The sequence below is a fragment of the Carboxydothermus pertinax genome (genome assembly GCF_001950255.1).
GTDB classification, from domain to species: domain Bacteria; phylum Bacillota; class Z-2901; order Carboxydothermales; family Carboxydothermaceae; genus Carboxydothermus; species Carboxydothermus pertinax.
Genome location: NZ_BDJK01000048.1, coordinates 1 through 13,044, shown reverse-complemented (window position 1 = coordinate 13,044; position 13,044 = coordinate 1). Strand labels below are relative to the sequence as shown.

Annotated in this window: 15 protein-coding genes and 3 pseudogenes; 3 read left to right on the top strand and 15 right to left on the bottom strand. The window is 34.9% G+C overall.

All coding sequences use genetic code 11. The annotated features are described in order from the left end of the window. A pseudogene (gene istA, locus cpu_RS09830) lies at window positions 1–1,130 on the bottom strand (IS21 family transposase); the annotation flags it as partial. A gap of 116 nt (window positions 1,131–1,246) precedes the next feature. Here istA and cpu_RS09825 point away from each other — a divergent pair. Both cpu_RS09825 and cpu_RS09820 read left to right on the top strand, forming a co-directional pair. Beyond that, window positions 1,247–1,351 (top strand): annotated as a pseudogene (locus cpu_RS09825) (type II toxin-antitoxin system HicA family toxin); the annotation flags it as partial. Between the two features lie 45 nt (window positions 1,352–1,396). After that, complete coding sequence (locus tag cpu_RS09820) at window positions 1,397–1,669, top strand: type II toxin-antitoxin system HicB family antitoxin (protein WP_439951476.1); 273 nt, start codon at window positions 1,397–1,399, stop codon at window positions 1,667–1,669. 73 nt (window positions 1,670–1,742) lie between these two features. Here the strand turns inward: cpu_RS09820 and cpu_RS13830 are convergent, their stop codons facing one another. The 8 genes from cpu_RS13830 to cpu_RS09785 all read right to left on the bottom strand — a co-directional run bounded on the left by cpu_RS13830 (window position 1,743) and on the right by cpu_RS09785 (window position 8,491). Continuing rightward, the gene (locus tag cpu_RS13830; RefSeq protein ID WP_200800677.1) at window positions 1,743–1,985 is read right to left on the bottom strand and encodes a hypothetical protein; all 243 of its coding nucleotides are present in this window, start codon (window positions 1,983–1,985) and stop codon (window positions 1,743–1,745) included. A 292-nt stretch (window positions 1,986–2,277) separates the two neighbouring features. Next, window positions 2,278–2,877, bottom strand: a complete 600-nt coding sequence (locus cpu_RS09815; protein ID WP_075859821.1) for a hypothetical protein — start codon at window positions 2,875–2,877, stop codon at window positions 2,278–2,280. 95 nt (window positions 2,878–2,972) lie between these two features. Then, complete coding sequence (locus cpu_RS09810) at window positions 2,973–4,673, bottom strand: SWIM zinc finger family protein (RefSeq protein ID WP_075859820.1); 1,701 nt, start codon at window positions 4,671–4,673, stop codon at window positions 2,973–2,975. 601 nt (window positions 4,674–5,274) lie between these two features. Continuing rightward, window positions 5,275–5,430 carry a HEPN domain-containing protein gene (locus cpu_RS14295; protein WP_200800676.1) on the bottom strand — a complete coding sequence of 52 codons (156 nt, stop codon included), beginning with the start codon at window positions 5,428–5,430 and terminating at the stop codon, window positions 5,275–5,277. Between the two features lie 43 nt (window positions 5,431–5,473). Continuing rightward, window positions 5,474–5,797, bottom strand: coding sequence for a nucleotidyltransferase domain-containing protein (locus cpu_RS09800; protein WP_075859819.1), 324 nt, complete (start codon window positions 5,795–5,797; stop codon window positions 5,474–5,476). Between the two features lie 221 nt (window positions 5,798–6,018). Beyond that, window positions 6,019–6,744, bottom strand: a complete 726-nt coding sequence (locus cpu_RS09795) for a DUF5131 family protein (RefSeq protein WP_075859818.1) — start codon at window positions 6,742–6,744, stop codon at window positions 6,019–6,021. Window positions 6,745–6,807: 63 nt separating this feature from the next. Next, entirely contained in the window at window positions 6,808–7,704 is an 897-nt protein-coding gene (locus cpu_RS09790) for a three-Cys-motif partner protein TcmP (protein ID WP_075859817.1), read from the bottom strand. A 43-nt stretch (window positions 7,705–7,747) separates the two neighbouring features. Continuing rightward, entirely contained in the window at window positions 7,748–8,491 is a 744-nt protein-coding gene (locus cpu_RS09785) for a TIGR02391 family protein (RefSeq protein WP_234970234.1), read from the bottom strand. Between the two features lie 505 nt (window positions 8,492–8,996). Between cpu_RS09785 and cpu_RS14360 the strand changes: the two are divergent. Next, window positions 8,997–9,122, top strand: a pseudogene (locus cpu_RS14360) (type II toxin-antitoxin system HicB family antitoxin); the annotation flags it as partial. Between the two features lie 430 nt (window positions 9,123–9,552). Here the strand turns inward: cpu_RS14360 and cpu_RS09775 are convergent. The 6 genes from cpu_RS09775 to cpu_RS14010 form a co-directional block, all read right to left on the bottom strand. Next, window positions 9,553–9,756, bottom strand: coding sequence for a HEPN domain-containing protein (locus cpu_RS09775; RefSeq protein ID WP_075859816.1), 204 nt, complete (start codon window positions 9,754–9,756; stop codon window positions 9,553–9,555). Further along, the gene (locus cpu_RS14150) at window positions 9,749–9,877 is read right to left on the bottom strand and encodes a hypothetical protein (RefSeq protein ID WP_268761785.1); all 129 of its coding nucleotides are present in this window, start codon (window positions 9,875–9,877) and stop codon (window positions 9,749–9,751) included. Before cpu_RS14150 ends, cpu_RS09775 begins: the two co-directional genes overlap by 8 nt. A gap of 4 nt (window positions 9,878–9,881) precedes the next feature. Further along, window positions 9,882–10,457 (bottom strand): Uma2 family endonuclease, encoded by a 576-nt coding sequence (locus cpu_RS09770; RefSeq protein WP_075859815.1) that lies wholly within the window; start codon window positions 10,455–10,457, stop codon window positions 9,882–9,884. Window positions 10,458–10,933: 476 nt separating this feature from the next. After that, a complete protein-coding gene (locus cpu_RS09765; RefSeq protein WP_075859814.1) occupies window positions 10,934–11,482 on the bottom strand; it encodes a hypothetical protein in 549 nt (182 codons plus the stop codon). A gap of 1 nt (window position 11,483) precedes the next feature. Continuing rightward, window positions 11,484–12,170, bottom strand: a complete 687-nt coding sequence (locus cpu_RS14015; RefSeq protein WP_268761784.1) for an HD domain-containing protein — start codon at window positions 12,168–12,170, stop codon at window positions 11,484–11,486. Between the two features lie 171 nt (window positions 12,171–12,341). Next, window positions 12,342–12,800: an HD domain-containing protein gene (locus tag cpu_RS14010; RefSeq protein ID WP_234970232.1), complete on the bottom strand. Its 459-nt coding sequence runs from the start codon at window positions 12,798–12,800 to the stop codon at window positions 12,342–12,344. Window positions 12,801–13,044 lie beyond the last annotated feature (244 nt).

Below are 13,044 nucleotides of genomic sequence, written 5' to 3'. Positions count from 1 at the left end.
AGAGGACGCTTCTCAACTTCCAGGGAAGATAACTTGATCGCCCTCGGCCTGGGATAAAACATGCCCTCGGCTTCTTTTAGACCCTTGTACTGATCTTTGAGAAAAACGGTGCTCCTTGAGCGGTAATGCTTTTCGTGGACAGCTATCACCTTCCCATCATAGAGGATTTCGATTTTACCGTTTTTGTCCCTTACCACCACCTCTTTTCCGCTATACTGCCAGGGAACACCGTATCTTACGCCGTCGAAACTCAAAAAGCCGTCTTTGTGGACTTTCCTTGCTTCTTCCAGGAATTTTTGGTATTTATCAAGGGCAGGCAGGGGTTTGAGGTTTTCCTTCTTCAGGCGGTCAATAGGCCTTTCCCCGGTAGTGCCGTGTATTCTCCTGTTTTTCTTTTCACACCATACTATTGCCTGGCGGTTTAAATCACCGTAGTCTACGAACTTCCTACCCGGCAGGAAGTTGTTTTTGACAAAATCTATGCCGCTTTCCACCTTGCCTTTTGTTTGGGGGCGCCGTGCCCTGCACACTTTAGGAATAAATCCAAGGGTTGCCGCAAGGTCTTCAAAGGTAGGGTTCCATATGGGCTTTTTGTTTTCACCGGTGCCCAGTATTACGGTTTTCATTCTATCGGTAAGAACTATGTCGGTTACTCCGCCAAAGTATTCAAACCCGTGGATCAAGCAGCGGATGAAGGTATGGACGTCGCAGCGGTTTGTGAATTCCACGTATATGGCTCTGGAGTAGCCCAGCACCATGACGAAGACGTAAAGCTTACGTATTTCACCGGTTTCCTCGTCAATGTAGGTGTATTCGCCCCAGTCGACCTGGGCTTGCTGGCCGGGCTTGGTTTCATAGCGGCATACAGCAGGAACCTGCTTTGGAGGTCTAAATTGTCTCACATAGTCCCTTAGAATAGTGCGACCTCCGGTGTAGCCTTCTTCCTTGATTCTTTCGTAAATGACTTCGCAATTGAATATCCCCAGATTCATGAGCTTTTGAATGGTATCTTTGTACGGGTCAAGTTTTGAACCTCTTTCTGGAATAACCTGTTTCTCGTGCGATTGCACGAATACTCTTGCCGCTTCTTTTTAATTCATGTAACTGATAATAGATCCACTCCCGAGCATTTATTTCCCTCCGATCCTTTGCTGTGGTATCAGGAGGGATATTTCGCCAGGGGGTGGGTCATTTCCTTTTCGTTGCTCCTGGGTCAATTATATACCGGCGGTGACATCAATTTAAGCATCCTGTAAAGAAAGGAAAGGTTACGGTGCCTCATCCCAAGAAAAATATACCAATAAAAACAGTAAAAAGCATACTAAAACAAGCAGGTATCGAAATTGAATAGTTCACTAATATCCCCTTTCAAAAATCTTAACGGAGGTTGTTATTTATGTATAAAGACTTATATGTGTTCCCTGCCATTTTTGACTATGCCGAAGATGGTATTTCCGTTGAATTCCCTGACCTTCCCGGATGTTTAACCTGTGGTGATAATACGGAAGAAGCTTTAAAAAATGCTAAAGAAGCTCTTGAACTTCATCTGTATAGTATGGAAAAAGACAATGAGCCAATTCCTGAACCAACACCTATAGACAAAATTAAGATTGAATCCAATCAAGTTCTCGTATTGGTAGAAGCCTGGATGCCATTAGTTCGCAGTTAAATGGATAATAAGGCAGTTAAAAAAACATTAACTATACCAAAGTGGTTAAACGACCTAGCTGAAAAAAAGAAAATTAATTTTTCTCGTGTTCTCCAGCAGGCTTTGAAGGAACAATTAGGTATAAAAGAACGGGAAATATAACTGTAACTTTAATTAATTTAACTATCTCATGCCAGGCAGTTAGGCCTATGCCAAGGAAATTTTCTATAAGATTAGCAAAGGGTAACGGTAGAAAAACTCTGAAGTTTAGCGCAAAAACATTAAAACCCTTGGTTTTTAACGAAAAACCAAGGGTCAGCTTGTAGACAAACACCATTTTTAAACTCCAAAGCTTAAAAGCGTTGTTTTATTATTAGTAAAAATTTTATGAAGTTTAGATGAAAACTTAGAAAAAAAGGGCACTGTAGGTATCAACTTATCTATTACAACAAATATATTTTTTGGCTATATATTCACAAAACTGTTTCCAAGCTACTTTGTCGACAGTCTGACCCTTGGTTTTTAACGAAAAACCAAGGGTTTTTTCTATGAATTCTACTCCATCTTCAGTGATCATATAGAACACCAAATAGTTTTTTCCCGGCACAAAATGAACAATCCTTGATATCTCAACGAAGTTGTTTTGTCCACAAAATTCCTGAAACTGCCTTTCTATCTCTTCCATAAATCCAATACTCAATGCTGCTGGTTTCCCATGGGTAATACTCATTTCTACGCTTTAATTGATCTAAAACAGTATTCCCCAACTTTGCCTTGCTCTTTTCGATAGAAACAAATGCAATAGGGATATCTTTACTCATAGCATAGTCCTTTGCATCATGCCAATTATGCTTATACTTATCCGCACCATTTGTATAATTGAGCATTACTATCAGACCAAAACCAAGCCCATTATAATCTTTTGTATTTTCTATGTAGGCTGCAATTGAATCTATCTTCTCCAAATATTTAGTTACTAATGTTTCAACCTCAACTACTATAAAAGGTTTTTCACCTTTGCATAATAGAATATCTGCATTTTTTTGCCCTTTTCTTCCTTTACCGACTAAGGGAGAAGGGGCTCCATCCAACACGGAATGTTCAGGAGACTTTCTAATCCATTCACTTGACAAAAAACCAATAATGGAGCTATGAGAATTGCCGTACATTTTAGTGATAATTCCCCAATTAAACATTCGGATAAAACTTTCTATAAAAGCCGAAATCATGTTGTCTTCTCCCCTAATCTACAATTTTTCGTCTTGCATAGAAGGAAATTATTGAAAACGGCAGCCAAACTGAAACAGCTTATTGATGACCACTTCTAAATTCTTAACTCCGCCAGTTCCTCAACAAAAGCCGGTCTTCTGCTGTACTTAACCCTTAGACGTTCCATTAAATTCTTAGCCTGTACAGTTCCCCCTATTTGGACTAATTGCCTTAAAAATGACACTATTTCCCTGTATACTTTTCGGTTGCTGGCTTTTGCTGCCGTTTCTATGATATACTGGCTAAAGATTTCATAAACCTCAAACCGGTAATCCGGGATAAGGTGTTTATAATATTGAGTTAAATATTCTGGTGCTTTTTTTAGAAACTCCAAAAGTTTTTTCTTTTCTCCTTCTTCAATTAAGATTTGCGGATAAAGGTTCCAGAGACGTTTTGTTTTCTCAATTTCTTCTAAAATATTAGGATAAATTTCCTTCCATTCGTCCTTGGAATAAGTCTTTTTTAATTCCTTATAATGTTCAAAACTTCCATCATAAATTTTAATTAAAGCAACTTTGCGCAACTTTTCCACTTGTCCGGTCAACTTATATACTTGATACAGATAATCTTGCCATTTTGCCACCAGTTCCGGAAACCTCTGATCTAACTCTTCACCCTCTAAAGCCAACTTCTCAACTTTTTGGTAATCTTCATTCGCCAAAGCATCTTTTATGGCCACATCCCGCAATAAAGGAAAATACCGGTGTTGCTCTAAATAATTGTTTGCTATTTCTTTCCCTCGGGTTTTCTTAATAAAATGGTATTTAATTAACGCTAACCTTTCTTCATCATACCATCCCCGCAAAACATCTGCTTCCTCTGATAAACTATTTAAGATTTTTTCAAACTTTTCCCGAGCTTTTTCACTATCTGCTAAATAGACACAATTTTCCAATAAATCAAGCCGCCAATCGTGCCAATCATCATAAATTTCTTTTAACGATTCGCTAAGAATTCTTTCAAAAAATACCTCTTTTTCGGATTTAGATAACGGGCTTTGAGCAATTTGTCCAAGTAAATCAATCGCTTGATCGATGGCACCACTTAGATAACCATAAGAGTCATCGGCATTGTCTAAAATCGGCATCATCTCTTCTAAGACACAAAAACACAATTCGGCTCCCCGAAGATATTCTTCATTTTCTAAAATATCTGCAGCGCTTTCCAAAATAAGCCAGGCCCCTTCTGCTGCAAATTTTGCCTTTCCATATTCAATAAAGCCATCCCGATCTTTGCTTTGTTTAAGGTAACTTTTTATATGCTGCTTGGCTTTTTTGCGCTCTTCTTCTAAATCTTGAACTTCAAGAACTAATTCCAACCTTTGCCGGAGCTCAGGGTATTCATCAGCAATTTTTATTATAAGCTGGATCAATTTTTCTTTGTCATAGGCCTTAAGAGTTTCCAAAAGAGGATCATTATTTTCAAAGTCTTCAAAACTACTTACCAAGTATTCCCCTGGTTCTTTCTTTTTCTTTTGGAGATCATCCTGTAACATTTCTTTTAACTCGTAAAAAACTGCTACCATATGTTTACAAACGGGTCCCCAATCATAAGGGCAATCGCATTCAGCATCAATTATTTCCCCATCTTCCCTTAATTTTACTTTAACAACGTAATCTTCAGAACCTTCCACGTCCGCCGTAAAGGTATTGGGACTTGTTTCCTCCACAGACCTAACCTGACCACTCTGGTAGTAAGAAAATCCTCGATTGAGAATCACGCTATCAATATAATCTTCAAAATCAAAAAGATTCATTTAAAAACCTCCACATGCTAGCCATCTTCAGTGACCACATAGAACACAAATAGTTTTTTACCGGGAATACTCTATATTCAGCTTCAAGTGATTTAATCGGCCGATATACCAGTATCTACTTTATCAGCAAGCCTGACCTTAAATCCGAAAACATTTTATCATGAGAAAACCGCTTATTAGTTGTCTTTGCTTCCAACTCTGTCTTCAGGCGTTCGAGCAACAAATAGTAAACCTCCCGTGGTGCAAAAACCCTGGACAGCAACAACCTTTATTTTGTTTAGTGCTTATTTGTGTATAAAATTATGCCAATGGCCAGGCAATAGAAAAACTCCCTGGCCAAAGAAAGTGAGTCAAAATTTGCGTTCACTTAATTTAAGTTAAATGAGGTCAATTAACGTGAGCGGTAACACTTTTTAATTTTATTTTTGAATTTTCATTAAAACAAAGTGTTTTATTCTTTCGGCACTCTCAATAGCTTTTTCAACATCAAATTCCTCTATTTCCAAATAAAAAGGATAGCGAGCCTGTACTCCATTAATCTATTAATTCGATACAATCATCTTCTATCTTATAAAATTCAGGGTCATAGGATTTACATACATTATTTAAAATAATTAAAATCATGGGTTTTCAAAATCTGTCCCCCGTTTAAAGCAATAAATCCTTTTAAATATTTTTCTGCACTCTGCTGGCAATGATAACAAATAATATTACTTGGTTTAGGGATCATATTCATTAAGTATTTTGCCACACTCAAATCGCTTTCTGCAAAATTAAACTATTCAAAGGCAATATCCCAATTACCCATAAATTTTAATACCTTCCCGGGCAATTTTGTACTCTAAGGTTGACTTAATTTGCGAACGCTTGAAAAATTCATCATTACTATAAATTAAAAGATCAACCGGAACTTTAACTGTTGGAGCCATTAATTTTCTAACTTTTTTTAAAAAATCCCTTTTATTATTAATCGAATCCTTAGTAATGATACAAAGATCAACGTCACTTTCCGAATTAGGTGTACCATAGGCATGTGACCCAAAGATATAAACCCTTTCTACATCAGCAACTGACTTTGCAACTTCAATAATTTTTTTAATTTCACCACTTATTTCTATAACCATTTATTATCACCACTTCATTATCTTTCTTTAATATTATTATATCTTTAGTGTAAATTTTTTACAATATATTATCTCATGTTTTCCATAAGCTCATTCCAGGCAGTTAGGCCGAGGCCAAGGAAATTTTCTATAAGATTAGCAAAGGGTAACGGTAGAAAAACTCGGAAGTTAAGCGCAAAAAACATAAAACCCCTAGTCTTCAAGGTAGACCAAGGGGTTTTTTATACGGATACCATTGCAAATCCAGGATATTGACTCCATATTTTCCCGTCCAACAACCTGCCATTTTTACTCTTGTATTTTCCGCCCCATTGTTTAAAAAAGAAGGGTACGTTTTGTTTTTGACATTGTCTCAAAATATCTCTAACCCAGTCAGCTTCAATTGGTCTGGCCCCGGGTCCTGATTCTCCTCCCACAATTACCCAATGAATCCCGGATAAATTTAATTCATATAAGGGTTCAAGTAATGGTTCACAGGACAAAAATCGTATCTTTGCAGGAATTTCTTGTAATATTTTTATTCGGTCTTTGGCTTGAAAATTTTCCACCGTTACCCCAAACCAAATATTTTCCGTCCATTTAAGCCTACCTGCAATTTTTAAAGCTCTTTCCGGCCTCTTCGTTAAAACTTGAAATGTATGATGAGTTGCAAGATTCATCACGTTAAACACTCGGATGATAAATTCTTCAGGCACTTCTTCGTGAAACAAATCCGACATTGAATTTACAAAAATCATCCGCGGTTTTTTCCATTTAAAGGGATAATCTAAAACATCTTCATGCACCGTAACTTTAAACCCATTTCTATATCTTGGAATCCCTATAATTTTGAGCCTATTAGCTAATCGCTCGGCATAACAGTTTTGGCAACCCGCCGAGATTTTAGTGCAACCAGTTACAGGATTCCATGATGCTTCCGTCCATTCAATCGAACTATTTAATGCCATCTTCTCACGACCTTTTTATTTTATCTTACTTCATTTATTTATTTAAAACAAGTGTTCGCTCTTTCATTTTTCGCTACTATTTAATATATATTCAGCAATCTTTAATGCTAATTTCTTTCCCTTTGGATTACCAACAGCAAAGCAAAACAAAAATATCGGAACATTTTTCGAGTTTTTAAGTTCAAGGGGATTTTCTGCGACACCTGCAAATATCCCTTTTAATCTTTTTATTAGAAATTTTTTTATAGCAGTAAAATCAGTATTTTTTTGCATACTTTCAATATTCCCAAATAAAGTATAGGAATCTACCGGTGAATAGAATTCCTTGAACCATTCATCAGTACCAAAAACATCATTTAGCCTATTTTTCAAAGAATCACTGATTTGTCCATCACGTCTTAAAAGACGATTTAAAGCACTTGCTAAAGGAAATAAATACCATAAATCTATTCCCCGTGTTCTGGCTATCATCTCAATAGTCTTCCATCTCACTTGTAACCCGTAAGGATCAAGAAAAAGGACAGCCCTACCTTTTCTCCAGTCAATAGTTTTTAGCAATTTTAAAAGTGTCTCATTTGCTTCTCCTTGAATAACCTCAATTTTATCCGCTTTTTCCGGAAATTCATTTTTTAATTTCAATAAATCTTCATAATGATCTTGGTTTTTTTCAATAAATATATATTTATGAAAGGAAGGTTCAAGCTGTAATGCAATTCGAGCTGAACCTTCAAAAAATTTCTTTTCAATTTCCGAAAACTCCGGGAATAACATTAATTGCTCGGATTCATTTTCACTTTCATCAACACTCATACGATACCGCGTTCCTGCAAATGCATCTATATAATAAAGCTGAAAACCTGTATTTTTTAAAGCTTTCGTATAAGCCCCTAAATATTTTTTTAAAACTGTTAATTTCTTTTCTGTCCAATCTCCTCCAAAAGAGTGGTGAATTTCATTCATAATATATTACCTCTTTCTCTTTTATCATGGTGTTTAAGCGCCATTAAACTTTATAATATTGGGCATTATCCAATTGTCGAAAAAGAAATGATATAAAACTAAGTATGTCTAAACAATCTTGTTTGCTTATTGGCCATGTTATAGCAGGCTCATGTGCAGTTGGATTCCTAATTGCTTGCATTAAGCCTGCAGATAAAAATTTGATACCGTCTTGCACATTTATGTCAGTTTCGGTGATGCATTTTGTTATTTTCAGTACACCATTTTTACTATTAAATACATCCATCATTAGTCCAACTCCATCTTTATCACTTTGTGATTTTTCTTTTACGGCTTGATTATAAGCTTTGGCCGCTTCAAAAACAGCGTGAAAATAGTTGCCTTGTAGAAATAAATTCCTTGCATGTTTATGAATTTCTTCGTGATAATTTCTACTAAAAAATAAATTTAAATCATCCTTATAAATAAGATTGTACTTAACACCATTCTCTTCTAGTATTCTTATGACTTTATCCTTATTTCTGTCTCCTGTTATTTCTATGCAAAATTTTACTAATAGCTTATTCCTTTCATCATTATTCATTTTTTGTGTTGCCAAGGTCATTATCCAATCATAAATTAGTTGTGCTCGTTGAGAAGTAATTGAAGAAACAGGAAAATGTGATACTTTAAAATTAAAAATTGCTTGTGCTACCCTGTTAATTTCATTAACGGTAATATCCCATTTCAGTAAATCTCCGAGTTGAATAGCAATTAGTTTATAACTCATAATCAACGCCTCAGACACTTGAGATCCCTCCCCTCATTTTCTACAGATTAAGCCCTTTTTTCTATTGTCACCTTAATTTTTATAATTTTTTTACAATTTATTCTACAAAATTTTTCCGATTCCTTGTTTTGCTTTGCCAAATTTTGTCGTCAAAATTTTATATAATTCGACTTTTTTATCTAAAAATGGACTATTTTTTAAAAACTTGAGCTGGTATTACTATTAAAAAATAAACTTTCTTAATTTAAGCCGCAAGATTTATTTTATCTTCGTTAACCGCATAGATTTAAACAAAATTAAACCCATAATTACTGATCCGACAATGTCTTGACACGTGTACATATACGTAATTATAGTTTACTCAGGATCAACTTATTAGAAAACAGAGGTTGTTATTTATGTATAAAGACTTATATGTGTTCCCTGCCATCTTTGACTATGCCGAAGATGGTATTTCCGTTGATTCCCTGACCTTCCCGGATGTTTAACCTGTGGTGATAATACGGAAGAAGATTTAAAAAATACTAAAAAAGCTCTTGAACTTCATCTGTATGGTATGGAAAAAGACAATGAGCCAATTCCGGAATCAACACCTATAGACAAAATTAAGATTGAACCCAATCAAGTTCTCGTATTGGTAGAAGCCTGAATGCCATTAGTTCGCTGTAAAATGGATAATAAAGCAGTTAAAAAAACATTAACTCTACCAAAGTGGTTAAACGACCTAGCTGAAAAAAAGAAAATTAATTTTTCTCGGGTTCTCCAGCAGGCTTTGAAGGAACAATTAGGTATAAAAGAACGGGAAATATAACTTTAATTTTAATTTAACTATCTCATGCCAGGCAGTTAGGCCAATACCAAGAATATTTTCCATAAATTTAGCAAAGGATACCGGCAAAAAATTCGAGAGTTTAGCGCAAATGACATTAAACCCCTTGGTTTTTAATGAAAAACCAAGGGGTTTTTATACAGATACCGTTGATAGCTCAGGGTATTGACTCCATATTTTCACATCCAACAACCTGCCATTTTTTCTCTTTTGCGTTTCGTATAAAATTATGCCAATGGCCATTTTCATTTTATTTTTGAATTTTCATTAAAACAAAGTGTTTTATTCTTTCGGCACTTTTAATAGCATTTTCAGCACCAAATTCCTCAATTTCCAAATAAAAAGGATAGCGAGCTTGCACTCCGTAATCTATTAATTCGATACAATCATCTTCTATCTTATAAAATTCAGGGTCATAGGATTTACATATAAAATAAACTTCCCAATTATTCATAAATTTTAATACCTTCCCGGGCAATTTTATACTCTAAGGTTGATTTATGTTGCGAAGGCTTTAAAAATTCCTCGTTACTGTAAATTAAAAGGTCAGCCGGAACTTTAACTGTTGGGCGCATCCACTTAATACGCAAACACAAGTTTTAAATCAACGATAAGATCGTCAAAAATGGATACTTTGATTACATCATCATCAGTATATATCTCTGGTCTGCCATACCTTTTGTTGGCTTGCAAAGTAAATACACTTACAATCTTGCTGTCAGGCTCTACTATCCAATATTCTTTTACACCGAATTTTTCATATAAATTAAATTTTTCTACTTTATCTTTTCTTGCGGTAGATGGAGATACAATCTCTACAATTAAATCAGGAGTTCCTCTGCATCCCTCAGCATCAAGTTTTGCTTCATCACATACCACCACTATATCAGGCTCAACAACAGTTTTTATATCCTCATCGTTTTTTTCATCACTTGAAGGAAGCCTAACACCAAAAGGTGCATGATAGACCTTGCATGGCTTATCTTTAAGATAATTGTAAAACTGATTAAAGATCGCTCCCGAAATTTCCTGGTGAATTCTTGACGGCGGTGCCAGCAAATAGACCCGTCCATCAATTAATTCGATTCTTTCCTCTTCCGGCCAGGTCAAATAATCAACATACGTATATATTTTATCTTTTTTGGGTAATGGCATATTGCCGCCTCCTGTTCCAAGCTTTTACCCCACCAGCATCAGTTTATCCTGTGATACTATTATATAGTTAATGTTAATTTTTTACAATATATGCATTTTGCTTTGCTACAGTCGCTCAAAAAAACCCCAGCTTTGCAGCCGGGGCGCTTCCTATCCCTTAATTTTGCGGCCAGTTTTCACTAAAATCATTAAAACTGCTTCTGGCTCCTTAAAAATACCAGTCAACGGTGTAGTTGATATTACCTGAGCCAAACATCAAAAAAGTGTCCGCAACTATTACCCGGGTTAACCAGAGTCGTGACTTGTTACCCACTTTGACCTCCTCTTATAGCATTCTTCTATGCTAATTTATTTTAAAATATTGGCGCCAAAATAATTTGCAAGTTCACACTATGCAGCAATTCACGAAATGTTAAGCACTCTCACTATTACTTGAATTACTTGATGTATTCCTAATTAGCGGCTGAAACATTAAATTAACGCTGGCACTCAAGCTTAATAAACTTCTTTTCTATTAAGTCATTTAATGCTTTTTCAATCTCCTCATAGGTAAAATATGGTTTTAGCACTTTAAACTTTTTAATGATACCATCTTTACTTAAATTACTTTCATTGACAGCTATATAAATCAATGTTGAACGTAATTCCAATTCTCTGGCAGTTAAACTTCCAAATGCCTCAACTGCTTGTTTTATATTACTCATATAATCTTTTATAAAACTTTCAGCTTCTTTAATTATTTCCCTGCTTCTGCTCCCAACTTTTATTTCATATCCAAATTTCTTAGATGATTTTACTTTAATCCCATCCAACGCGGCAACAAAACTAATATCTTCTGCAAGCTCACTGCTATAAGGTCCATAAGTATACAATGAAAATTCATAGCCTGTGGGAACATTAAATAATTCCGTTAAAATATATACCATTTTCTGAATAACCGTTTTACCAATTTGTGGCGATACCTTTTGTAACTCTTTAACTAAATATATTATTAAACCATATTTATTCCAAGTAAGTTCATTCATCCTACTTTTTCCCCCTTCTAATTACTGTTCTAATTATCTCCTTAGCATTTTGCACTTCATTTAATGGAACAAAAATTCTTTGTTGCATGATTGGCTTCAAATTCTTAATAACATTTGAAATACTTGACAAAGGAACAGTTTTCTTACTTTCCGTATCTATACATATTGCAATATCCATTTCACCTAACTTATACCATAATTGCTGAGCACTATCAACAAAATAACAAATATTTTTCTCCTTTAATTTTTGTTCTATTTTCTTTATTGCAGTTAATTCCTTTTTCGTTGGAATTTCCAGCGTACCATAAACATTCCTAAAATGAGTTCTATTTAAAAAAACCTCTCCCTCTTCCTTGGCTATCCTTTGTGATATAATTCCAAGTACCTTCCAATCATCCCATTCCAAATACTTTTGCAAATTTTCTTTCGTATCTGGAGGCGGAAATTTATCTTTTTCACCAATATTTAGATTTTTTTCTTGTTCCATTTTAAGTAAGGTTTTCATTAAGCTTATTATATGATAATCATAAGCCCTACGTGTGTGATGAAAATACACTTGCGTAAACATTTGATAACGCGCTAAAATTAAGGCTTCAGCAACATGCACCCCTCCTTCTTCAACAGCAAGAAGAGGAGCATCAGATTCTTCATTTATACCAATTGTCATCGAAATAATTAAGCGCTCCAAATCATACTTTCCATAGGCAACTCCGCAATGGTACGAATCTCTTAATAAATAATCTGCTCTGTCCGCATCTAACTGGCTTGAAAGTAAGTCCCTCCAGATAAGTGCTCCATCTTTTGGTAAACTTCCTTCAATAAATCGGGCAACTTGTTCGGCAGTAATTTGATAATTTTTTTAGTTTATTGGATGTTGTTCAATAACCTCTTTAAAAAAGTGTCTAATTATTGCTGCAGAATAATGCTCATGTTTATATGCTTTATTTGTTTTTGGATTGGTTGGCATTAAATCTTCACCAGCATGGGAAAAAGGTGGGTGGCCAACATCATGAAGCAAACACGCAATCCTCAATACAGCTAAATCCCTTTCAATACCAGCATTATTGTATTTTAATTCATTTTTTAGAAATAATGAATCTTTTTCAACAATAGACTTAAACATTTTTGTTGCTGTATGCATTACTCCTAAAGAATGTTCAAAGCGAGTATGCATTGCCCCAGGATAAACCATATCTGTCCATGCCAATTGTTTAATCCTGCGAAGTCTTTGAAAAATCGGATGATTTATAATCTCCCTCTCCCATTCATCAATCTTTATAAAACCATGAATCGGATCTCTAATTTCATAATTTTTCACAATATAACACCACCAAAAGTTAGAGGATTAATTTGTTAATTAACTTATTTAATTACTTTTTCTATCTATTTTTTACTTTTCCTTCTAAGTTTTAAAATATTTTCTCCACCAAATTTAAATGCCGAATTCTTAAAGATAACCCGGGGATTTTTTTGAGACCCCTGAAAAAAGTATTATAAAAAATAGAAAATGTAGAATAAAATAACAATAGCCCCTAAATTTATGATATAATTTATGTATAATA